Origin of the sequence: Chryseobacterium sp. Chry.R1 (assembly GCF_039645525.1) — a bacterium.
Lineage (GTDB): Bacteria > Bacteroidota > Bacteroidia > Flavobacteriales > Weeksellaceae > Chryseobacterium > Chryseobacterium proteolyticum.
Window position 1 is genome coordinate 3,371,842 of sequence record NZ_CP151793.1, and the last position, 23,202, is coordinate 3,395,043.

Genomic DNA, 23,202 nt, shown 5'->3' on the forward strand with positions numbered 1-23,202 from the left:
TTAAATTTAAGATTCTATTCTTTGCAAATCCTTTACGGCAGGACCCGTAAGAAGCTTACCATTAACATTAAAACGGGATCCGTGACACGGGCAGTCCCAAGTGATCTCTGCACTATTCCATCTTACTTCACATTTTGCATGCGGACAGGTACTCTTTACCATATGTAAACTCCCTCCTTTCTCTTTGTACAGCGCATAAGATTCTCCTTCGTATCGGATCACCTTGGCTTCACCGTCTTTAATCTCCGAAAGTGAAGTTATTTTTTCAGTAAGTAATTTGTCTTTAATAAAATCAAACACTACAGTTGCCTGCTCCTGTACAAAAGTTGAAAATCCAGCGATAGGTTTGATCCTTCCGGGAGAAAAAAGCTGCTCATATTTATTAGATCCTTTTACAATTAAATCACTTAAGATCTGTGAGGTAATCGTTCCGAAGATCATCCCATTTCCCCGAAACCCCGTTGCTGTATAAATACGACCTTTACTTCCCGGCAATACTCCGATATAGGGTAAGCCATCTACCGGCTCGTAATACTGACTGGACCAACTGTATTGAGCTGTCCACACGTCAAAATACTGACGCACATAATTTTCAAGCCTCGAAAAACATACTCCTGTATCATCAGAATGTCCTGTTTTATGGTCTTCCCCTCCTGCAATTAGAAGGTTTTTCCCATCGATTTCCTGAATCCTGTAATAATGATACGGATCTACCAGATCATAACCAAGATCTTTCGGGTATGAATCACCTTTTAAGGTAAATGCAATGGCATAACTTCTATAAGGTGCATTCATAAAATGAAGCTGGTTAATCCCTGGAGGAATGTGAGTGGCATAAATTACATGTGTGGCATTGATTATGCCTTTCGATGTATGCAATCTCACCATATCGTCAAACTCCTCATGGCTTTCACAAAGGCACTTTTCGATAAACGCACCACCGGCGGCGATAAAAGCTTCGGTAAGTTTTTTTATATATTTAACCGGATGAAATTGCGCCTGATCAGGAATAATTGCCGCTGCTTTAAACGGGATGGGAAATGGAATATCGTTAATAGAATCAATACGATGTCCTACTTTTGAAGAGCCTTCTATAATATCAGCGAGTTTCTTCTCCTGCTTTTCATCCAGAGCAAAAAGATAGCCGGTTTTCATCTCGAAATCGCAATCAATATCAAACTCATGGATATTGTTTTTAATAATATGAAGTGCTTCTATTCCTACATTTTTTAAGAGTATGGCATTATCTAATCCAAAATCTTTAATAGCTTCAGCATAGGTGGTATCAAAGAAATTGTTCAGGTGAGCAGTGGTGCCTCCTGTTGTTCCAAAGCCAATATTGGAGGCTTCCAGGATAATGCACTTTTTGCCGGCCTTTTGCAGGCGCATTGCTGTTGAAATACCAGTAATACCGCCACCTACTATGGCTACATCATACAATGGGTCTGTATGGATTTTAGATGGGAATTTCCTGATTTCTTCCTGCCATATACTTTTTCGTACGCCGTCTCTAAACATAATAGATGTTTTAAGTTGTTATTCCAAATTACTTTTAATGCACCCTACTTTTTAAGAGTGATGGTGTCATTTTCGACATCCGGACTTTTATATTTTGCCTTTGGCTCATCTTCTTCAAGATTGCATCTGCATGAAACCGTAGAAAAGAGACAAAAAATACCTAAAAGGATCGTTGCTGTTGTTTTCATAATACAAGTATTTGGTGGTTTATATTATTTTTGAATTCAGATGCTTACAGAGCGGGCATTTACTTTAAAAACGGCCCTTCCGTTCTCATCTGATTTTATTTTATCTTTTCTCTGTTGAAGAAAATCGAAATATTCGGAATTAGCATTTTCTTTCCCCAGATCAATTTCTTTGGCCCTCTCACCGTTGTTAGAAATGATGATGATACATCCTCTGTGTTTTTCATCACCTTTTCTCATCCATGCAATGCAGTTCGGATCATCAAAATAGTTGATCTGCTCACCATGGGCAAATTCCTGCCGGGCTTTTAAAAGCAGTGGCAAAAGCTGAACTTTAGGCATAGAAACTTTAATTTCTTTGCCCTCTGACAAGTTAGTATATTCAGCGCCGTATAGGTCCGGATAGAAAATACATGGATAAGCATTTTTGTTCATAAGGATCAATGTGTAGGCAATCGGTTTAAACCAATCTTTAACGACAGATTCCAACGCCTGAAGTTTTTGGGTATCATGATTTTCCACAAATGAAACTGAGCATCTGGGGTTCTGACTTAAAAGAGTGCCATCCAGAATATTTCTCAGATCATATTTCTCCTCTTCATTGGAGGCATTATAAAAATGGTAATGCAACGGAACATCAAAATAGCATAAAAGGTCTTCCATGAATTCAGAAAAGTCGTTGATTTTTACTACCTCATCTTTCCACAATTCCCCCATAATAAAAATATCAGGCTTAAGCTCCGTTTTTATGTAGATAATCCATTCTTTTAAAAAATCATAGGAAATATGTTTTAACGCATCAAGACGAAGTCCGTCTACTTTAGTCGTATCCACATACCATTTAATCCATCTTTTCATTTCTGTAACAACCTCCGGATTCCGGTATTCAACATCAGCACCCATCAGATAATCGTAATTTCCAAACTGATGACTGACAGAGTCATTCCATTCTTGCCCCGACGTATTGTGGATTTTAAAAACTCCCTGCTTTTCATTGTTGTCCTGAACAACAGTATCTATACCACTAAAACAGTGAAAATCCCATATGAAATCCGAGTATTTTCCATTTCTCCCGGGAAAAGTAAATTTCGTGAAAGCCGATGCTGAAAAAGAATCTCCTATCATTTCATTTCTGTTTTCTCCGTTTACTTCATGTACGATAATATCTTCTTTTTCATCCCCTCCTATCCTGTGGTTAAGAACGATATCCGCATACACCGACATTCCAATATCATGCGCTTTTTGAATTGTGGTAAGGTATTCTTCTTTTGTTCCGTATCTTGTCGCTACTGTTCCTTTCTGATCGAATTCTCCCAGGTCGTAAAGATCATATACATCATAGCCTCTTCCCCCTTTGCCCAGTCCGCCTTTTACAGCAGGAGGAAACCATACCGCAGTTATACCCAATTCTTTTAGATCATCGGCTTTTTCTAAAAACTCTTTCCAGAGGTTTCCTTCATAATACCAATGGAAAAATTGCATAATAACCCCATTCATATCATTTATCCATTCACAATAAGTCCTCCATTAGGATGTAAAACCTGCCCCGTAATCTGCGCAGATTCTGTAGTGGCAAGGAATAAAAAACTGTAGGCAACCTCTTCGGGAGTTGCATTTCTCTCAAACGGGGGTTTGCTGGGATCCTCCTCTTCTTCACCAAAAGTTTCCTTGGTAAGAGGTGTTGCTACAGGTCCCGGTGCAACAGCATTGATCCTGATTCCTTTGGATTTCGACTGTAATGCCAGGGAACGGGTAAAAGATACGATTGCCCCTTTTGTAGCAGAATAGTCTACCAGTTCTTCGTGTCCCTGATAAGCCACCGCAGAGGTTGTATTAATAACACTTCCCCCTTCTTTCAGATAAGGGAAAACTACTTTTGTAAGCAGGATCATTCCGATGATGTTGGAATCAAATGTTTTTCTGATATTTTCTTCCTCCAATTGTTCGATATCCTCTGCAGGAAACTGAACTCCTGCGTTATTCACGAGGATATCTATGCCTCCGAATTCTTCAGCAACTTTCGCGGCAGTTTTTTCACAAAATTCATAGTCATTGATATCTCCCCTAAAAAGGATTGATTTTCTGCCAATCATCATAATGTCATTCTGTGTTTTTTCTGCATCCTCATCATCAGCATGGTAAATGATGGCAATATTAGCTCCCTGCCTTGCAAACAACAAGGCGACCGCTTTTCCAATGCCACTGTCAGCTCCTGTGATAAGAACCGACTTGTTGTTTAATCTTAATTCTCCCATGATCTTTAGTGTTTTTCTGAAACCGGCTCCTGCATGGCACCCATTCTCTGAGCAGCCATGCTGTCCGTTGATACATTAAGCATCGCAATGTTTAACTTATTTCTTGTCCCTGAAATGATCTTATCATCTCCTTTCATCAGAGCATTGAATCCATCCATGGCTACATCTGCCGGAGAGGAAAAATTTTCTTTATCTTCCATGATCTTGCTCCTGGTCATATCTGCTTTGTTAAAGAAATCCGTATCTGTCGGTCCCGGTAAAAGGGCTGTTACAGTAATTCCGGTATCCTTCAGTTCTTCACGGATAGCTTCAGACCATGATAATATAAATGCCTTAGTACCGTGGTAAACGGAATGCCAGGGCCCGGGAGATTTGCTTGCAATGGATGCCAGGTTAAGTATTTTTCCGCTTCCTTTGGATATACGATCTTTTAAGAACAGTTTAGTCAGGATCACCACCGATGTGATATTGAGGTTGATGATGTCTATTTCCCTGTGTATATCGGTATCCTGAAATTTACCATAAACTCCCTGGCCTGCATCATTAACCAAAATTTCCGGACTAATGGCGTTGGCTTTAAGTTCAGAGTACAAAGAATAAGCTTCATCCTGCAGGAAAAGATTTTTGGAGATAGGGATCACATTCACTCCGTAGCTTTTAAATTCTTCTGCTTTAATTTTTAACTGATCATGATTTCTGGAAACAATAACCAGGTCATATCCGTTTTTGGCAAAAATTTTGGCAAGCTCATAGCCTATTCCACTTGTAGCCCCTGTAATGAGTGCATATTGATTTTTACGTTCCATAAGTTTATTTTAATATTAAAACCTGGTTAAGCTCACTTTTAAAGCACCCTAGAATAAATTCGGTATAATATAACTGTGCATCCAATGCCTGAGTTTTAGGATGAAGTTCAAGCTTTTTACTCAGAACGATTTCTCCTTTGTATGAAAATGCGAAATATGAAAATATTTTATAGGATGAACTTCTCACCGGTGTACAATAACCTGTAGTTGCAATGGACCAGTCCGTATCAAATAATCTTGCGACACTCAGGGCCATGGTTTTGGCAATATTTTCAGATACACAATCACATTCTTCAGCTTCTTTCTGATCCACATCCAGAAATATAACTTTCTGTGGTAAAGTGTAGGCGGTGATACCACCGTTATAAAATAGAGAAGCGTTTGGCATTTGTGAAAATGCAAGCTGTAATAAGCCTGATGTTACACTTTCTGCTACAGCAATTGTTTCTCCTGTTTTAAGTAAGGACTGGCTTATATATTGAAGCAAATTTTCTTGAAATTTCATAATCGTAAATTTTTAAGTGATTAATTGGTGTACCATATGGTGTTTCATACTTTCCATGGGTCCAGGACGACTTTCACACAGCCATCTTCCTTTTTGTCGAAGATTTCATAGCCTTTGGCCACTTCATCCAGCCCGAGACGATGGGTGATAATATCATCGAGTTTTACTTCCCCATGTTCTACATATTTCATCAGTTTGTCTATAATGGGATGTACAGGAGCTTGTCCTGCTTTTAAAGTGATTCCTTTATCAAAGATCTGTCCGAGTTTAAAATTATCGTAATTCACAGGATAGACCCCCAGAATAGAGACGATCCCTCCACGTCTTACCGCACTCATACAGGCCTCCAGTACCTTGATTGATCCCTTTTCAAAATTCAGGACGGCTTTTGCCCTGTCCAGCAAATCTCTTTCAGGTTCGAAACCAACAGCATCAATGCAAAGATCGGCTCCACGTCCGTCCGTCATATCCCTGATCTGTTCAATGGTATTTTTGGCATCTTCCCATAAAATGGTTTCACAGCCCGTCAGCCTTTTGATCTGATCCAGCCTGTACTGTAAAGTATCAATTACAATGACCTTTTTGGCATTATGAAGAATGGCGCTTTTTACCGACATGGAACCAACGGGTCCGGCCCCAAAAACCGCTACTGTTTCTCCACCTTTTAATTCGCCCCACATAACGCCGGTATAGCCTGTCGGGAAAATATCGGTAAGAAATAAAACCTGTTCATCGGTAAGGTTATCGGCTACTTTTCTGGGGCCGAAATGAGCATAGGGAACCCTAACATATTGTGCCTGCCCACCATCATAACCGCCATAAAGATCCGTATACCCGAATAAGCCGCCTCCTTTTTCGGTAAGGATTCCGCCTTCTGGTCCATAATGTTCCGGATTACTGTTTTCACAAGCACCCGGCAGATCGTGCTGGCAAAAAAAGCAGCCTCCACAGGCAACGGGGAATGGAACAACCACCCGGTCTCCAATGTTCAGATGGGTGATTCCTTTACCCAGTTCCTCTACAATTCCCATAAATTCATGTCCCATGACCATAGGACGAACTTGTGGTAATCCTCCTGAATACATATGAAGATCACTTCCGCAAATGGCTGTAGAGGTTACTTTTAAAATGATATCATTTGAATCCTGAATAACGGGATCGTCTACTGTATCGCAGGTAATTTTACCTGGTGCGTGAAAAACTGCAGCTTTCATAATGTAATATTTTGGTGTGATGGTGTTGTTTGTGTGTAGTATGAATTTTTAAGAATTCCTTTCCGTTTCCAGATGCCACACCCTATGACGGGCAATAGCGTCGATAAACCGGTCTTCTGAATTCTGATCCGATGCTTTTATAATCGCAGGATCTTCATGTTTTTTATGAGCGACATTAGAATGGGCATAAAGGTTATCCGTTCCAGCTCCAAAATAAAGAGCTTTACAGTGTTGATACGCTTCGTTTATAAAGGTGAGGACTGCATGTTTGTTTTCAGGGCTCAAAAGCTCTTTTTCAGACAGTTCTCCCGGACAAAGCAATAACGCATCAAAACATACACTCTTTGTACTGGTGAGAGAATGCTTGGGAATAAAAGAAGTACCATCATCAGCTGTCACGGGTGCTACGCTCGGACCTATGATCTGTACCTGAGCACCATTCTTTTCAAGAAGGTTTTTCAGCCGGGTTGTTGATTTAGCATCTGTTCCGTTCCCCATTATAAATCCTATTACCCTGCTTTTAATGGTGTCTTTAACCGTGTTTTCCATACTTAAGGCGTCCGATTTCGCAATTTCAGGTTCCTTTTCTTTGCTTTGCAATTCTTTTGGATCCGCATCTGCCGGTATACTTTGATTCGGCTGCTCAGGTTTTTTAACTTTTACCCCTAATTTATTTGCTACAATGGAAGCCAGCTTTTTATCAATATATGCTAATTGACCCACTAACCTTTCCCTGATTGCAGGAATGGTTACTTTAGAAAGTTCAAAAATAAGAGCATTTTGCAGATGGCGTTGTTCCGGATCAGATTGACTGTTATAGAATAGTTTTGCCTGAGAATAATGATCAACGAAACTCTTACTTCTGGATCTTATTTTAGCTCCTGATACAGGCTCCTGATGAGAAACAAATCCTCCATCCTTCATCATAGCCTGGAAAGGACATCCACCTCCTATAGAATTGGGTTCGTAACTTACTTTTCCTTTAACGATCTGTTGTCTCATATGGCCGTCACGCTGATTATTGTGTACGGTATTTACAGATCTGTTGATGGGAATTTCATGGAAATTGGGTGAGCCTAACCTGGATAACTGGGTATCTGTATATGAAAACAACCTCCCTTGAAGCAGAGGATCATTACTGAAGTCTATTCCGGGAACGAGGTGTCCGGGATGGAAAGCGACCTGCTCTGTTTCAGCGAAAAAATTATCAGGATTTTTATTTAAAGTTAAAGTTCCTACAATCTCTACGGGAACAATTTCCTCAGGAATAATTTTGGAAGGATCTAAAAGATCAAAATCAAAACGATGCTCATCTTCTTCAGGCACTAATTGTACCCCCAGATCCCATTCAGGAAAACTTCCCGATTCGATGGCCTCCCAAAGATCTCTTCTGTGAAAATCCGGATCCGCACCTGAAATTTTCAAGGCTTCATCCCATGCAACAGAATGTACTCCCAACCTTGGCTTAAAGTGGAATTTCACGAAATGGGATTTCCCTTCGTCATTAATGAGTTTAAAAGAATGGACACCGAATCCCTCCATCATTCTGAAACTTCTTGGGATGGCTCTGTCGCTCATCAGCCACATGATCATGTGCATGCTTTCCGGCATTAAAGAAATAAAATCCCAGAAAGTATCGTGTGCTGAAGCAGCTTGCGGAATTTCGTTGTCAGGTTCAGGTTTTACCGCATGGATAAGGTCGGGGAACTTCATAGCATCCTGAATAAAAAATACAGGCATATTATTCCCCACCAGATCATAGTTTCCTTCATCAGTGTAGAATTTAACAGCAAATCCTCTTACATCCCTTGCCAGGTCTGTGCTTCCCCGGCTACCAGCAACCGTTGAAAACCTTGCAAAAACAGGAGTTTCTTTACCTATCACACTTAGGAATCTAGCTTTCGTGTATTGGGAAAGACTTTTTGTTAATTTAAAAACGCCATGAGCTCCTGAACCTCTCGCATGAACTATTCTTTCGGGTATACGCTCATGATCAAAATGAGTGATCTTTTCCCTGAGAATAAAATCTTCCAGTAAGGTGGGTCCCCTTTCTCCTGCCTTTAGCGAATTCTGGTTATCATTAATTTTAAGCCCCTGGTTCGTCGTTAACATTTCGTTGTCGTTAGAGGTACTTAATGATTCCAGTTGTTCAATCTTTTGATTATTTTGTGCATCTTTTTTCATAATAGTGTAATTGTTGATTGGTGTTACTCCGAAGAGCTGTTATTCTATGTGATTTATTTCTCTGTCCAGACTATTGATAAGTTTCTGAAGATATTCTTCTTCTTTTAAGACCTTATAATAAGCTGTTTTAGCATATAATGTAAAATTCATATTCCCTGTTGTTTCATGAATATTGGGATGGGTTATTGAACTTTCATTTTGGTATCGTGTGATGGAAGCAATACATTCTGTTGTATAATTATCCAGTGTTGTTTTCAATTGTCCACAGCTGGCATTATGCTTTATTTTTTCCAAAGATTTCATAACAAATGCACTTACCCCATAGGTATTAATGATACCGGGAAATAAAGATTCATTCTCAAGGATATTATTTTTATCATAGAGGCCCGAATGTTTTAATGTTTCATTTTCAAATATCATAACCGTGGATGTTTAAATTTCTGGGACTTTCAGATACTTGTCAAAATAATGCAGATCTTCTTTGTTCTTTATGGAAAGATAGAACATGATCTGTTTCGGCTCCTTTAATCCGATGCTGTTAAAGTCTTCAAAATGGCCAATCATGGCTCTGATGCTTTCGGTATCAATATCCTTTACCGTAATAAAAACAAGGAAAAGATTTTGTCCGATTTCTTTGGCATATACATCAGCACTGTCTTCCAGCCATTTCCCTTTATTGGTAACCTCTTTAAACTGATCACATTGTATTGATTTGATTATCGCCTGGTAATTCATTTTGCTATAAGGTATTAAATAAGCCAGATCAATAGAAGCATCCATCTGGCTTATATAGGTAAATGTTTAATCTTCCTGCTCAGCATCAAAATTGATGTAGGTCTCAGCGATCTCAGTTAAGGTATAATCTGTATCCTCTTCTTCTTCGAGGGTCTTTTCCAGAAGATCCGCTGCCTTATCATGTCCCATTGTTATAGCGAGCTGAGCAAGGCCACCATAGGTTGCTATTTCATAATGTTCTACTTTCTGCGCTGCAATAATTAAAGCGGCATCCCGGGTCATCGATCCGTCTTTGGTGGATTTTATAATCTCTTCTCCTTCTTTAATGATCCCTTTTATAGCTTCGCATTCTTTCTTTTCAGGCTTCTCATCAATTAATTTAAAAACCTTTTCAAGGCGGCTTACATGTTTTTTCGTCTGTAACTGATGATCTTCAAAAGCATCTTTCAGTTCCTCTGTCGTAGCGGCTTCCTGCATTTTTTCGAGAGCATCAATAATTGCATTTTCAGCAAAATAAATATCTTTTAATGCACTTACGAAAAATTGATGGAGGGAAGAATCTTTCATCTCCTTTTCATTAACAGAAGCGTTTCCTACTGTTATTTTCTTTTGAGGAGTTGTTGTAGCTGTATTGGTTTCTGATGTTTTCGTTGCCATAATGTGTGGTGTTTAATAGTAAAGATTGCCCCTTCTATCAGGGAAGGGACAATCTGATTAATAATATAAATTATGAATTACGTCTGCCTCCGAATCCTGATCTTCCGGAACCTGATCCCGAACCCGAAGATCTTCCACCTCCATGAGATGCCTGACCTCCCATACGGGCGATTCTTGTACGTTCAGCTTTGCTCATGGCAGCAAAACCTCTTCTTGAACTTCCGTTTCCGGAATTTGTCCCACGTCCAGAGGAGTTACCACTATTTGATCTAGAACCTGAACCTCTGGAACTACTATTGCTTGATGATCTGCTATTGGAACCGGAATTACCAGATCTGGAACCCGAAGAAGACCTTCCACCTCCATGCGAAGCTTCACCACCCATACGGGCAATTCTTGTACGCTCAGCTTTACTCATAGATGCAAAACCTCTTCTTGAAGTTCCATTTCCTGATGAACTCCTTCTTCCTCCGGAACGTGATCCGGAATTAGAGTTGCTACGGGAACCAGAGCTACCTCCTCTTCCTCTTCCTGATGTAAATCGCCCCTGACTATCTCTTTGCTGATTTCCATTTCCTGACCTACCACGATCTCTGTTGCCACTGCCATTGTCATCGTCGTCGTCATCATCATCATAATCCTCATAATCGTCATCTTCATAATCTTCATCTTCATCGTCGTAATCTTCATCATCATACTCCTCATCGTCGTCGTCATATTCATTATCATAATAATCCTCATAATCTGAGAAGTCATCATCATAATCCTCTTCTTCGGATGCATCGTTATAACCATGGTCATAACCTAATTGATACACTTCTTCAAGTGTTGATCTTGATTCATTGGATGAATTACCTCTTGAACTTCGATTGTTTGAATTTCTGGTGTTCATAACTTTAAATTTTTTTTAATTAATATTGCGTGATGTTATTAATTATTGGACATGACTAGTATTGAACAACAATTAATGATTTGATGTTTTAAATAAATTGTACAGCAAAAAAAGGAGTAATTATTTTACTCTGGAAAAGGAATTACATTCCTTAGTTGTAAATTAGTATATCAAAGATAGGAGATTAAAATACCTATTCTTATGACTTGAATCATGTTACTAATATAAAATTCGTCTATTTTCGATTTTAATAGAATTTTCTTTTTCCATTTTCTTTAACGTTCTGATAACAGTCTCTACACGCAACCCGGTAAGGTTGGCAATCTGCTGTCTTGTCAGCTCTATAGGAAATTCAAACTGGCAGTCATTTTCCGAATAGCTCTTCAGGTACTCCATGAGCCCTTTCAATCTAAATACAGGATTCTGATATGCCATATACTGGGTCATCAGTATTTTATAATATAACCTTTGAGAAAGGCAGGCGTTCATCATTAAAGAAAGATCTGGATTTTTTTCCAGTAATTTCAGAAAGCTTTCTTTTGATATTCTTATAATTTGTGTAGATGTTAACGCCGTTGCGTTTGTTGGATATAATTTATCTAGAAAGAGTAATGGATCTCCAAAACTCTGGTTTTTTCCTAATATATTCTGGATAAACTCTTTTCCCTCTTCATTATAATTATTAAGCTTTACTTTTCCTTCAGCAATCTGAAAATAGTAAAGCGCATGGTCACCTTCTCTGAAAATCAATTCTCCTCTTTTATATGTTTTATCTTCTGCACCAAAAGAATATAAAAGTTCCTGGTCAATGTTCATGCAGCTTATTGTTTTCATTCTGTTTCCATTTGTACCCAGAAAAATACTAAAACTAAACCTTAGTACAAAATTTTTCTGTTTTCAATCTGCACGGTGCATTCTTTTTCCATTTTTTTAAAAGATCGTATGACTGTTTCTACACACAAGCTTGTAAGGTTGGCCATCTGCTGTCGGGTTAAAGGAATAGAAAACGAATAAGGGCTTTTGTCATTATGAAAACTCTTCAGATAATCCATCAAACCTTTTAGGCGTGTTATAGGATTAAGGGAAGATATATTCTGCATCATTACATATTTATAATAAAGCCTTTGGGATAAAAAGTTGCTGATTTCAAGATAGAGCTCAGGAGATTCCTCCAGCAATTGAAAAAAAAGATTTTTAGAAAGTCTCAGGATATTACATTCCGTCAATGCCTCGGCATTCATAGGATAAGGTTTATCTATGAAGAGAATAGACTCGCCACAGCATTGTCCTTCTGATAAGATGTTCTGGATAAATTCCTTACCATCTTCATTATAATTATTCAATTTCACTTCACCCTCTACAATCTGATAATAATAGTGTGCAAAATCTCCTTCACTAAAAATAAAATCCGAAGGACTATATTGTTTTGTCTCAGCTCCCATAGAATATAAGACGTTTTCGTTGATTACCATAATATTTAGTTTTTGGTATTATTATATAAACAAAGTTCACAAAAACACCCTAGTAAAATATTTTAATGGACCAATGCTTTTACAAGTGCAATTATTGCACCTATTGATTATTTTTTATGTTAATTGTGATTTAATTAACTGATTGAAATACAAATTATTATATAGAAATATTTTCGTAAATCTATCAACAAAAGGCATTCGTGAGATATCACGAATACCCATTTACTTGAAAGAATTTTTACATTAATTTGAAGAATTATCTCTTTTTATTTGTGGTAGAATCCTGTGCAGGCATAGTGGTTGTGCCGGATTGGGCAGTACTGTCTCTGGAAGGCAATGATGTAGTCATCGTGTCAGAGGCTGGAGGAACAGCTCCCATCGTATCCCCCGGAACTGTAGTTACCGTGTCAACGCCGTTATTCATCTGATTTTCCTTTTCTTTTTTGCAACTCAGGATAAGTAAACCCATGATGCTTAATGATAAGATCAATTTCATAATATTTTTATTTTGTGGTGTGTGGTGTATATAATATAATTTTAAATAAAAATCAATCATATTTATATATGAACGATTATTTAATAATTATATTTCAAATCTACAGATAAAACATTCATAAATTTATGACTTCAATCATAAGGTTTTTTGTGTGAAAGTTTAATTTATATACCATAAAACCTTACCAGAGTGATTTATATACAACAAAAAAGACTGCCTTACAGCAATCTTTTCTTGTTATAATATTTTTAAACCTTTTATTTTGCAAATTTTTTGGTCCCGGCAACACATAAAATCACACCAATTGTCACTCCCAGCATTCCTATACTTACAGGTTCATGAAGCAGGTAGGCGGCCAATGCAAGTCCAAAAAATGGTTGTAAAAGCTGTAATTGCCCTACATTCGAAATTCCTCCCTGCGCAAGTCCTTTATACCAAAAAATAAACCCGATAAACATACTGAATAATGAAATATAAGCTAGGCCAAACCATCCCTGTCCGCTCACGGTTTCAATATGGTTGGGAAAATAGATGAAAAATAAAGGGATCATAAGGGGTAAGGCCAGTATCAGCGCCCAGGATATCACCTGCCACCCTCCCAGTGTTTTTGACAACTTAGCACCTTCCGCATAACCAAGCCCACATAAAACAACAGCGGCAAGCATCAGAGTATCGCCAACAGGAGAAGCCGATATCCCCTGCGAAACAGCATATCCTATGACCAAAAGGCTGCCGGCAATAGAAAAAAACCAAAATACAGGATGCGGTCGTTCACCACCTCTGAGTACCCCGAATATAGCCGTTGCAAGAGGAAGCATTCCTAAAAACACGATAGAATGTGCAGATGTAATATATTGAAGGGCCAGAGAAGACAATAAAGGAAAACCAATAACACAGCCCAATGAGACCAGAGCTAATGGGAATATCTGTTCCTTTACCGGACGTTTTTCTTTATATATCAGAATGACAGATAAAGCCAATACACCGGCAATGGTTGCCCGGGCGATCGTTACGAAAATTGGGTTCATATCCATTACGGCTAATTTTGTGGCTGGCAGCGAACCGCTGAATAGCAATACTCCGATAAATCCGTTGATCCATCCGCTAAGAGCCTGATCTTTTGAAATTTTATTCGTTATCATTTTATATTTTATTATAAATCAAAATTAGAGAGGAAAAATAAATAAACACAGTCTCAGTTTTGTATATTTGCATGAGCACAGTTTAAGATATGAGTAAAAATTTTTTGTACACAGAGATCACCAATGGTTTTGTTTCACAGATTACAAGCGGCGTTTTGAAGCCTGGTGATAAGCTTCCGTCGGTAAGAAAATTATGCCTTGAGCATCAGATTAGCATGAACACGGCAAAGCGTGTATTCCTGGAACTGGAATCCATGTCACTCATTGAATCCAAACCACAGTCCGGATATTTTGTAAGTCAGTTACTTTCGGTAAAGCTTCCGCTTCCTGAAGTCAGCAGGCCATCACTGATTGCCAATAATAACGAACCCGATGAACTCATCAGTAAAGTGTATGAAAATATGGGAAAGAAAAATCTTACCCTTTTTTCCATAGCAATTCCATCCGGAGAATTATTACCGCATGCAAAACTTAAAAAGGAAATCATCCATGCCACACGGGAGCTTGAATATGGAGGCGCAGAGTATGAGGAACTCCAAGGGAATTTAAAATTAAGAAGAATGATCGCCCAAAGATCTTTATCCTGGGGCGGAAACTTTAGCGAAAATGATCTTGTGACGACCAACGGTGGAATGAATGCTTTGTCATTTTGTCTGATGGCTTTAGGAAAACCGGGAGATACTATAGCTATAGAAAGCCCGTGTTATCCTGGCATCTTACAACTGGCTACCGGCTTTGGACTGAAAGTATTGGAATTGCCTACCCATCCTGCCCATGGAATTGAAATCGAATCCCTGAAAAAAGCTATTCCCAAAATCGACATCTGCCTATTGATCCCTAATTTCAATACTCCTTTAGGAAGCTGTATGTCTGATGAAAATAAAAAAGAAGTCGTAAAACTTCTTGCCGAAAATAACATTCCGCTTATTGAAGATGATGTGTACGGGGATATTTATTTCGGAACACACCGTCCGAAATGCTGTAAGTCCTTTGATACTGAAGGAAATGTTTTGTATTGCAGCTCTATCTCAAAAACGCTTGCCCCGGGTTATCGTGTAGGATGGATTGCTCCCGGAAAGTACAAAGACAAAATCCTCAAACTCAAACTTCTTCATTCCACCTCTTCTATTTCTATTGTAAATGAAGCCGTTGCTAATTTCTTAAAAACCGGGAAATACGAAAAACACCTTCAGGAACTACGGAAAACCCTGCAGGCTAATTATCAGAATTATGTCCACACCATTGCGCAGCATTTTCCGAAAGGAACCAAAACAAGCAGGCCACAGGGAGGGCTTTCCCTCTGGGTGGAATTCGATAAAAAAATACAGACCCGGAAATTATACGACCTTGCCATTAAGCAAAGTATAAGCATTGCACCGGGAAGAATGTTCAGTCTCCAGGATCAGTTTGAAAATTGTATGAGAATGTGTATCGGACTTCCCTGGTCAGAAGAAACCCAACAAAAGCTAATAGAGGTAGGAAAAATGGCTAAAATGATTGAGAGGGAATCTTAATCAACAACAAAGTTTTTCCTCGCTAATTCCTTCCTTACACGGCTCAGGCTTTCAGGGGTAATTCCTAAATAAGATGCGATCATCCATTGTGGTACCCGTAATAATAAATCCGGGTACATTTTAATGAATTTAAGGTATCTTTCTTCCGCAGTCTCGCCTAATAATGAGCTGATCCTGTCCTGAAGACTTCTGACGTGCTTTTGTAAAAGAATATCCCGTCTTTCTGCACTGTCCGGAAACTGGGAGACCAGTTTGTTAAAAAAGTCCGGATGAAGAAATAAAACTTCGGAATCCTCCACAGCCTCTATATAATACACCGATTGTTCGTTAAAGTAAATACTGGTGCGGTCAGAAATCAGCCAGCTTTCAGGGGCAAATTGTATGATGTGTTCTTTTCCGTTCTTATCGATAGAATACATCTTTAAAAGCCCTTTTTCTACAAAAAATACATAGCGGCAAATTTCGCCGTATTGCAGAAGGAACTGGTTCTTTTGAACTTTTTTTACTTCATAGTGCAAGCTACAGCCATTAACCTGTTCTGTGGGAACATTTAAAACCTGAGCTAGGTAGTTATTAATATTCTTCATTGTGCGATTTGGGTTATTGATATATTCTGATGCGAAGCATTATTTACGGCTTTTCCGTTTTCTACTACAATCAGTTGAGGACTTTGATGGGTTACATCAAGATCTTCTGCAATCTTATTGGAAATAGGTCTGTATGCCAGCAAATCAAGAAAATATAAATCTGCATTGGTACCGGCATCCTTAATTTCCGATTCAAAATTCCTGAGCACCGTCTTACTGATAAAACAACTGGTAGAATGTTTGAATATGGCAACCTTGTTATGGTATGATCTTTCTATAGCTTCTGCGAGATCTTTCTCGGATTCTATTTTTTTCCAGAAAGATTTCTGTTCCGGTTTCTCTTCTTTTCCGCCAAATATTTTATCAAAAAAACTCATACATTAAATTGTTTTAGGTGATGATCGAGATGTTTATACTCCAGAAAACCCCAGTCTTTCTCTTTCATTTTTCCAAATAGAACATGCTTTTCAGGCAGGTTATCTTGGGTATAACATTCCCAGTATTCATTCATTGTTTCTAAGAGTCCTTTTCTGGCCTCAGTAAAATCACATTCAAAATTAACGATAAGTTTTCGAAAAGTAGGCATATTTCGGGGAATTCCGTTATTAAAGACCTGCATTTCTATTTTAGTGAGCACTCCTATTGTCTCAAAAAGGGGATTGATAGTGGAAAGCCAGGTTTTTCCCAATGCAATGCCAAGAATAAGGTCACAATGTTTTAACATTTGAGCAACATTCATCTTACCCCATTTTCCTGGAGAATTTTCAGTAAGCATAGAAATCCTGTTGAGGATCTCATCAAAATAGATTCGGTTATGCAGACTCTTTTTTACCAACCTCTCTCCTTCTTCAGATTTTCAATATGAGTAAAATGATGATTGCAATGCCAGCTATAAAATGCCAGATAGCTTCTAAGGTCATAATCCTGATGGTTTTCAGGATGATGAAATGTTCTTTCGAATTGTTTATTCGTGAGTGTTTTAAGGAGGATATACCATCTTTCGTGAGTTCCTTTGATCATTCTCATTGCAGGTTTCACAGGAGAACTTCTGCTATCCTGAAGCTCAGCCCATTTTGCCTCTTCATAAGGTTTGATGGTTGGATTATTTTCCGTTAAAGCCAATTTAAAACGAATGAAACTATTAATATGGCTGTCTGCAATGTGATTGACAAGCTGTCTTACTGTCCAGCCTCCTTCCCGATATGGGGTATCCAATTGATCATCCGAAAAGTTTTCAATCAGATTTTTCAGTTTGGCAGGAAAGTGTTTGATCACTTTTATATATTCATCCAATTGGATATCATCGATGCTTTCCGGCTTTTCAAATGGTCCGATCGGATATTTTTTTAATTCTAAATTGCTCATTTTTAATTATCGTGGTTAATATGTTCTTCATCCTTTAAATAAATAACACAAAGTTTTTTACCCTTCCGGAATTTTTTCTAAAATTACTACAAGAAAAGCTATCAGCCAACAAAAAAATAGGGATTAACGGGATAAAATAAAACGCCTTAATTCTTAAAAAAAATTGAAGCGTTTTTATTGTTTCTAATAACCGTGAAGATCGATTCCTTCCGTTCTTTGCAATGTCACTTTTTTACCCATTTTCTTTTGAATAACCCTGAAATGTTGCAACTCATCATCCGTGAGGATTGAAATGGCGGTACCTTTTTCATTGGCTCGTCCCGTCCTTCCGATACGGTGAATATAATCCAAAGGTGAACGTGGTAGCTCATAATTGATCACACAAGGCAAAGACTCAATATGAATGCCTCGTCCCAGTAAGTCCGTAGCAACCAAAATCTGAGCACCGTTTACCTTGAACTCTTCCAGATTATTTCGTCGGGCACCCTGTGACTTCTGACTGTGAATGGCTACTGCTTTAATTTTATTCTTTTTAAGCTTTTCAACCAGATTATCTGCTGACTTTGTTGAAGATACAAATACCAAAGCTTTTTCAACCTTTTTCTCTTTGATTAAATAACGCAGGAAAGGCCCTTTATGTTCAGGAGAAACATGATAAGCCAGCTGCTCGATATTATCAATTTCAACCGCTTCCTTTTTTATTTCAATAATAACGGGATTATGAGATAAACGTTCTTTTATTTCAGAAACTTTATCATCTACAGTTGCTGAAAACATAGTCGTTTGTTTCATCACCGGCATTAAAGCAAAAAGCTTATTCATTTCATCACCAAATCCAAGCTGGAACATTTTATCTGCCTCATCAATCACCAGGTGCTTTATTTCTGAAATGCTCAAAGCTTTATGTTCTATCAAGTCCAATAAACGTCCTGGGGTCGCAATAAGGACTTCTACTCCGAACATTCCTTTCATCTGAGGGTTGATAGAAACTCCACCATATACTGCCATCGTACGGATGTCACGTTTCAGGTTTCCGGTAAAGGCTCTGAAAACTTCATCAATCTGGATTGCCAGCTCACGCGTAGGAACCAATATTAAGACCTGAATATTACGGTCTTTCTTAACTTCTGCATTCTGTAATTTTTCTAAAATAGGCATCACAAAACAAGCTGTCTTTCCCGAACCGGTTTGTGCAATTCCCATCAAATCCTTTCCCTGTAAAATAACAGGAATAGCTTGCTCCTGAATTGGAAATGGCTTTAAATAGCCTAGCTTTTTGACAGATTGAATAATATTGTGTGATAATCCCAAAGACTCAAATGACATAAATACATATTTACTGCAAAGATAAACTATTGATATTTGGTTTGCACCCGAACCAGATTATTAATTTTACAGGTGAATGAGTCTGTTGGGATGGAAATTAATTATTTAAAAATTTAATCTATAATCAAGGACCATTTTCTGGGATGAACTCATCCATTGACAATGGTGAATTCTTTTATAAAGTGTCGTTTTGTCCGATAATTCGTGTTTGGACGAATTTTTGAGTAGTTTTTATAAATTTATAAAAAATTTGAGATTTAAATATGAAAAAAGCACTAATAATAGTAGATGTTCAGAATGATTTTTGTGAAGGTGGAGCTTTAGCGGTTCCGGGAGCTAATGAAATTATTCCTTATATCAATCTTTTAATGGAGGAAAACGAATATGACCAGATTGTTTTAACCCAGGATTGGCATCCCGCAGACCATAAAAGTTTTGCCAGCAACAACGGAAAAAAAGTAGGAGAAAGTATTATTTTAGGTGGTGTTCCGCAATTTATGTGGACGGATCATTGCATCCAGGGAACTTTCGGGGCAGATTTTCATAAAGATCTTAACAGGGATAAAGTAACCCATATTATTCAAAAAGGAAAGAATACCGAAATTGATGCTTATAGCGGTTTTCAGGACAATAATCATTTTATGAAGACAGGATTGGATGACTTCTTAAAATACCATGACATTCAGTTATTGGAAATCGTCGGTCTGGCAATGGATTATTGTGTAAAGTTCACCTGTACAGATGCTGTAGCAAACGGCTATGTTACCTGCCTTCATTTTAACGGAACACGCGCGGTTAATGTAAAACCGGATAACGGTAGAGACGCCATTTACGAAATGATCCAGAAGGGAGTTACTGTTTTAGGATAGTCTTTTATTATCATAAAAATAAAAAGCACAGTTAATTACTGTGCTTTTTGTGTATCGATTACACCGGAATGAAATCAGTATAAATGACACAAATAGTTTTTACTGAATGGTACTAAATAAAAAAGCGTGATAATTCTTTTACCACGCCTATATTTTTCAGTTTAAAAATCTTTTAGATCAACTAAAAAAATTAATTTCTAAAGCATTTTTAAATTGTTAACTTCTAATTCCGTAAGAATTCTCCAATGACCTCTTTTGATGTTTTTCTTTGTTAAACCGGCAAACATCACCCTGTCTAAAGCTTCCACTTCATACCCTAATCTCTGGAATATTCTTCTTATAACACGGTTCCATCCGATATGGATCTCAATTCCTACCTCATTTTTAGGCTTTCCTTCAATAAACGAAATCTGATCTACCTTAGCAACGCCTTCATCCAGACGGATACCTTCAGCAATCAGTTTCATATCTTCATGTGTCAGTTTTTTGTCCAGTGTTACATGATAGATCTTTTTAGCATCAAAAGACGGGTGTGTCAGTTTTTTGGTCATATGTCCGTCATTTGTTAAAAGAATAACGCCTGTTGTGGAACGGTCCAGTCTTCCAACCGGGAACACACGATAAGGAGACGCATTTGCAACAAGATCCATTACCGTTTTTCTCGCTTTATCATCTTTTGTAGTGGAAATATATCCTTTCGGTTTATTCAGAAGGACATAAACAGGTTTTTCAGGAGTAATGTTTTGTCCGTCAAAAACTACTTTATCACTTTTCTGAACCTGATAGCCCATTTCAGTAACCACTTTTCCGTTTACTTCTACAAGACCCTGTGTGATCAGTTCATCTGCTTCCCTTCTGCTGCATATTCCTGAATTGGCTATATATTTGTTAAGACGGATCGTATCTTTATGGACATCTTTTTCGATCTTGCTCAATCTTCTTTTCTGTACAAAAGATCTTGCCTTATCTTCATCTCTGTCATTGCCCGATGAAGGTCTTCTACCATATTTTAAGCTACCTCTCTCATATTTATCTCTTGCATCAAAACTTTTCCCTCCTCTTTTAGGACCTGGTTTTCCATAGGTCTTTTTTTCTCGTCCTTCACTTTGATTGGTAATATAAGGTGTTCTCTCAGGTTTTGATTTACCTTCTTCAGCACGTCCTTCAAAACTTTCCTCACTCCTCTTAAACTTCGAACTGCTGCTTTTGTGATCAAAATTTCTCTCTCCTGCTTTAGGAAAAGATTTCTTGAAAGAACCTGATCTTGAAGAATTTCCAGATTTAGAAGCACGAGAATCATCAGAATTTTTTCTGGTTGAAATTCTTGGTCTTTGTGGTTTCCCTGATTTATTATTATCTCTGCTCATTCTAAATATTTTTGCAAAGATAGTAATTTAGTTACGAGTTAAAAATTAAGAATCATAACTTTGCAATATTGTTCTACAATTAAATATATATTATTCCAGAAATGATAACACTATTAAACGATCAGTTTTCCCAGCTTAATGATTTTTTGCATGGAAAATCTTTCAGCAAAATTTTCATATTGGTTGATGAAAATACACATGAATATTGCCTTCCGGTACTTTTGGACAATATGGAAACGGATCTTGCTTTTGAAATCCTGGAGATAGAAGCGGGTGAAGAAATGAAGAATATTCAGACTGCCAATCAGCTTTGGGAGATTTTAACGGAAATGCAGGCAGATAGAAAAGCTCTGGTTATAAACCTCGGTGGTGGTGTTATTACCGATATGGGCGGATTTGTTGCCTCAACCTATAAAAGAGGGATCCAGTTCATTAATGTTCCTACTACTCTATTATCGATGTGTGATGCCTCTATTGGAGGAAAAACAGGTATTGACCTGATGCACTACAAAAATATGGTAGGTACCTTTACCTTTCCTGAACAGATTTTTGTATACCCTAAGTTCTTAGAAACACTTCCCTTCAAAGAATTAAGAAGTGGTTTTGCTGAAATGCTGAAGCACGGGTTAATTGCAGACCGTTTACATTGGGAGAATCTGATCAAAATACAAAAGCTGGATGTAGAATCAGTACTACCACACATTCAGACCTCGATGGCGATCAAACAGGATGTTGTAGATCAGGATTTTCATGAAAAAAATGTCAGAAAAACTTTAAATTTCGGACATACAATCGGTCATGCTATCGAAAGCTCCTGTCTTGAACAGGGAAATCCGGTTTTACATGGAGAAGCAGTAGCTGCCGGAATGATCTGTGAAGCACATCTTTCTCACCTTGAAAAGTTAATTTCAAAAGAAGATTCGGAAATGATCATTGACCATATCAAAAGGTATTATCCATACCTGGATATCAGTGATTTTAGCGATGAAAATCTGATGTCTCTATTATTAAACGACAAAAAGAATACGGAAAAGAAGATTAATTTTTCTTTGCTTTCCGGAATAGGATCGTGTGTTTTTGACCATGAATGCAGCCAGGAAAATATTGAAAAATCACTGCATTTTTACAGAAAACTGAATGATGCATAACATGCCTGTTTACTTTTTAGATAAAATTAAGAATCCTGATTGTTTGATCAGGATTTTTTAATGATCAGATCACCTCTACAGTGTATCATGAGTAGTGAATTGAATATGCTTTATCAGCCGATGTCTGATCATTTGAAATACCTTTTCCAGGTCCTCCACATCATCATATAGAAAGGGTAAGTAAAAACCGATCCCTTCAATATAAATTTTTATTTTGTCTCCGTTCCAGGTGTTATTAACCTTTTCAACAGAAATCTGATCTGTAAAATAAGCTTTACGCATTTTTTTCTTAAAAAATAGAGATAGCGCACTTATGTTTCGGGTTGCAGTTCCAAAGTCGTAAACAGGGAGAAATTCGATGCTGTCATCATTGATAATTAGCTGTACGATTTTCTTTCGTCTGATAAAAAGCTTAATTCCTGTCAAAAAACAATAAATAGATCCTATAAATAAAATAACGTATAATAGCATCAGGACAATTACTATTACCGAAGGTTCCATATAAATTTCTTCAATAATTTCAGGGAATAGCTGAGTAAAAAGATAAATGAAAATTGAGGACAAAAATATCATTGACATACTTAGCAAACTTGTCCGGAAAGTTGAAATATAGAAGATCTTTTGTCCAGGTTCATCGACGTATTGTCTGGATGATAAAGATTGATCTGTTTTGGATAGAAATAGATTATAGATTAATTTTAAACTTAATGCAATGATTAAAATACCCAGGCAGATCATTACCCATACGTTTAATGGATAAAAAGTTTTACCAGCCACCATAGTCAACAGCAGCAGAATAACCAATCCCAGAATAGGAAGTATAAATTTCAACTGCTTGTTTTGTTTCATTCCCAGATTAGTTTATTTTTCATTTAAGGTTCAATATAAATCCTGATCCTTAAGTTTTATAATCAAAATTACAACTTATATACTGTATTGTATTACAGACGATTAAAAATATATTA

General features: G+C 37.6%; 26 protein-coding genes. 3 read left to right on the top strand and 23 right to left on the bottom strand.

Features of this window, described 5'->3' with window-relative positions; translation table 11 throughout:
* Positions 1-6: 6 nt before the first annotated feature.
* The 16 genes from AAEU33_RS15285 to AAEU33_RS15360 all read right to left on the bottom strand — a co-directional run bounded on the left by AAEU33_RS15285 (position 7) and on the right by AAEU33_RS15360 (position 14,061).
* On the bottom strand, positions 7-1,518 hold the full coding sequence (locus AAEU33_RS15285; protein WP_345988566.1) for an FAD-dependent oxidoreductase: 1,512 nt from the start codon (positions 1,516-1,518) through the stop codon (positions 7-9).
* Positions 1,519-1,562: 44 nt separating this feature from the next.
* Positions 1,563-1,706, bottom strand: a complete 144-nt coding sequence (locus AAEU33_RS15290; RefSeq protein ID WP_306612248.1) for a hypothetical protein — start codon at positions 1,704-1,706, stop codon at positions 1,563-1,565.
* A gap of 36 nt (positions 1,707-1,742) precedes the next feature.
* A complete protein-coding gene (locus AAEU33_RS15295) occupies positions 1,743-3,200 on the bottom strand; it encodes an alpha-amylase (RefSeq protein ID WP_345988568.1) in 1,458 nt (485 codons plus the stop codon).
* A gap of 5 nt (positions 3,201-3,205) precedes the next feature.
* The gene (locus tag AAEU33_RS15300) at positions 3,206-3,958 is read right to left on the bottom strand and encodes an SDR family oxidoreductase (RefSeq protein ID WP_345988570.1); all 753 of its coding nucleotides are present in this window, start codon (positions 3,956-3,958) and stop codon (positions 3,206-3,208) included.
* A gap of 5 nt (positions 3,959-3,963) precedes the next feature.
* Entirely contained in the window at positions 3,964-4,764 is an 801-nt protein-coding gene (locus AAEU33_RS15305) for an SDR family oxidoreductase (RefSeq protein WP_345988572.1), read from the bottom strand.
* Between the two features lie 4 nt (positions 4,765-4,768).
* A complete protein-coding gene (locus AAEU33_RS15310; protein WP_273647951.1) occupies positions 4,769-5,269 on the bottom strand; it encodes a nicotinamide-nucleotide amidohydrolase family protein in 501 nt (166 codons plus the stop codon).
* A gap of 44 nt (positions 5,270-5,313) precedes the next feature.
* Positions 5,314-6,483 (bottom strand): zinc-dependent alcohol dehydrogenase, encoded by a 1,170-nt coding sequence (locus AAEU33_RS15315; protein WP_345988575.1) that lies wholly within the window; start codon positions 6,481-6,483, stop codon positions 5,314-5,316.
* Between the two features lie 48 nt (positions 6,484-6,531).
* Complete coding sequence (locus AAEU33_RS15320; protein ID WP_345988577.1) at positions 6,532-8,667, bottom strand: catalase; 2,136 nt, start codon at positions 8,665-8,667, stop codon at positions 6,532-6,534.
* 39 nt (positions 8,668-8,706) lie between these two features.
* Positions 8,707-9,087, bottom strand: a complete 381-nt coding sequence (locus AAEU33_RS15325) for a hypothetical protein (RefSeq protein ID WP_273647948.1) — start codon at positions 9,085-9,087, stop codon at positions 8,707-8,709.
* 12 nt (positions 9,088-9,099) lie between these two features.
* The gene (locus AAEU33_RS15330; protein ID WP_345988579.1) at positions 9,100-9,447 is read right to left on the bottom strand and encodes a hypothetical protein; all 348 of its coding nucleotides are present in this window, start codon (positions 9,445-9,447) and stop codon (positions 9,100-9,102) included.
* 21 nt (positions 9,448-9,468) lie between these two features.
* On the bottom strand, positions 9,469-10,059 hold the full coding sequence (locus AAEU33_RS15335; RefSeq protein ID WP_345988581.1) for a ferritin-like domain-containing protein: 591 nt from the start codon (positions 10,057-10,059) through the stop codon (positions 9,469-9,471).
* Positions 10,060-10,129: 70 nt separating this feature from the next.
* Positions 10,130-10,951: a KGG domain-containing protein gene (locus AAEU33_RS15340; RefSeq protein ID WP_345988583.1), complete on the bottom strand. Its 822-nt coding sequence runs from the start codon at positions 10,949-10,951 to the stop codon at positions 10,130-10,132.
* A 219-nt stretch (positions 10,952-11,170) separates the two neighbouring features.
* Positions 11,171-11,785: a Crp/Fnr family transcriptional regulator gene (locus tag AAEU33_RS15345; protein ID WP_345988585.1), complete on the bottom strand. Its 615-nt coding sequence runs from the start codon at positions 11,783-11,785 to the stop codon at positions 11,171-11,173.
* A 41-nt stretch (positions 11,786-11,826) separates the two neighbouring features.
* The gene (locus AAEU33_RS15350; RefSeq protein ID WP_345988587.1) at positions 11,827-12,423 is read right to left on the bottom strand and encodes a Crp/Fnr family transcriptional regulator; all 597 of its coding nucleotides are present in this window, start codon (positions 12,421-12,423) and stop codon (positions 11,827-11,829) included.
* Positions 12,424-12,679: 256 nt separating this feature from the next.
* A complete protein-coding gene (locus tag AAEU33_RS15355; protein ID WP_273647943.1) occupies positions 12,680-12,919 on the bottom strand; it encodes a hypothetical protein in 240 nt (79 codons plus the stop codon).
* A gap of 257 nt (positions 12,920-13,176) precedes the next feature.
* Positions 13,177-14,061, bottom strand: a complete 885-nt coding sequence (locus tag AAEU33_RS15360; protein ID WP_345988589.1) for a DMT family transporter — start codon at positions 14,059-14,061, stop codon at positions 13,177-13,179.
* A gap of 89 nt (positions 14,062-14,150) precedes the next feature.
* On the opposite strand from AAEU33_RS15360, the gene AAEU33_RS15365 reads away from it, so the two are divergent.
* Positions 14,151-15,575, top strand: coding sequence for a PLP-dependent aminotransferase family protein (locus tag AAEU33_RS15365; RefSeq protein ID WP_345988591.1), 1,425 nt, complete (start codon positions 14,151-14,153; stop codon positions 15,573-15,575).
* On the opposite strand, the gene AAEU33_RS15370 is transcribed toward AAEU33_RS15365, so the two are convergent.
* From AAEU33_RS15370 to AAEU33_RS15390, 5 genes are all read right to left on the bottom strand, one after another.
* Positions 15,572-16,162, bottom strand: a complete 591-nt coding sequence (locus tag AAEU33_RS15370) for a Crp/Fnr family transcriptional regulator (RefSeq protein WP_172282926.1) — start codon at positions 16,160-16,162, stop codon at positions 15,572-15,574. The two genes, AAEU33_RS15365 and AAEU33_RS15370, sit on opposite strands and share 4 nt — an antisense overlap.
* Complete coding sequence (gene ytxJ / locus AAEU33_RS15375; RefSeq protein ID WP_345988593.1) at positions 16,159-16,539, bottom strand: bacillithiol system redox-active protein YtxJ; 381 nt, start codon at positions 16,537-16,539, stop codon at positions 16,159-16,161. Before ytxJ ends, AAEU33_RS15370 begins: the two co-directional genes overlap by 4 nt.
* Positions 16,536-16,997 (bottom strand): DUF1569 domain-containing protein, encoded by a 462-nt coding sequence (locus tag AAEU33_RS15380; protein ID WP_345988595.1) that lies wholly within the window; start codon positions 16,995-16,997, stop codon positions 16,536-16,538. Before AAEU33_RS15380 ends, ytxJ begins: the two co-directional genes overlap by 4 nt.
* Positions 16,991-17,527, bottom strand: coding sequence for a YfiT family bacillithiol transferase (locus AAEU33_RS15385; protein ID WP_172282930.1), 537 nt, complete (start codon positions 17,525-17,527; stop codon positions 16,991-16,993). The genes AAEU33_RS15380 and AAEU33_RS15385 overlap by 7 nt, the downstream gene beginning before the upstream one ends.
* Positions 17,528-17,710: 183 nt before the next feature.
* Positions 17,711-18,853, bottom strand: coding sequence for a DEAD/DEAH box helicase (locus AAEU33_RS15390; protein WP_345988598.1), 1,143 nt, complete (start codon positions 18,851-18,853; stop codon positions 17,711-17,713).
* A gap of 263 nt (positions 18,854-19,116) precedes the next feature.
* Between AAEU33_RS15390 and pncA the strand changes: the two genes are divergently transcribed.
* A complete protein-coding gene (pncA, locus tag AAEU33_RS15395; protein ID WP_345988600.1) occupies positions 19,117-19,722 on the top strand; it encodes a bifunctional nicotinamidase/pyrazinamidase in 606 nt (201 codons plus the stop codon).
* A 197-nt stretch (positions 19,723-19,919) separates the two neighbouring features.
* Here the strand turns inward: pncA and AAEU33_RS15400 are convergent, their stop codons facing one another.
* Positions 19,920-21,089: a pseudouridine synthase gene (locus tag AAEU33_RS15400; protein WP_345988602.1), complete on the bottom strand. Its 1,170-nt coding sequence runs from the start codon at positions 21,087-21,089 to the stop codon at positions 19,920-19,922.
* A gap of 101 nt (positions 21,090-21,190) precedes the next feature.
* Between AAEU33_RS15400 and aroB the strand changes: the two genes are divergently transcribed.
* Positions 21,191-22,237: a 3-dehydroquinate synthase gene (gene aroB / locus AAEU33_RS15405; protein WP_345988604.1), complete on the top strand. Its 1,047-nt coding sequence runs from the start codon at positions 21,191-21,193 to the stop codon at positions 22,235-22,237.
* 75 nt (positions 22,238-22,312) lie between these two features.
* On the opposite strand, the gene AAEU33_RS15410 is transcribed toward aroB, so the two are convergent.
* Positions 22,313-23,086 (bottom strand): hypothetical protein, encoded by a 774-nt coding sequence (locus AAEU33_RS15410; protein WP_345988606.1) that lies wholly within the window; start codon positions 23,084-23,086, stop codon positions 22,313-22,315.
* Between the last annotated feature and the right edge of the window lie 116 nt (positions 23,087-23,202).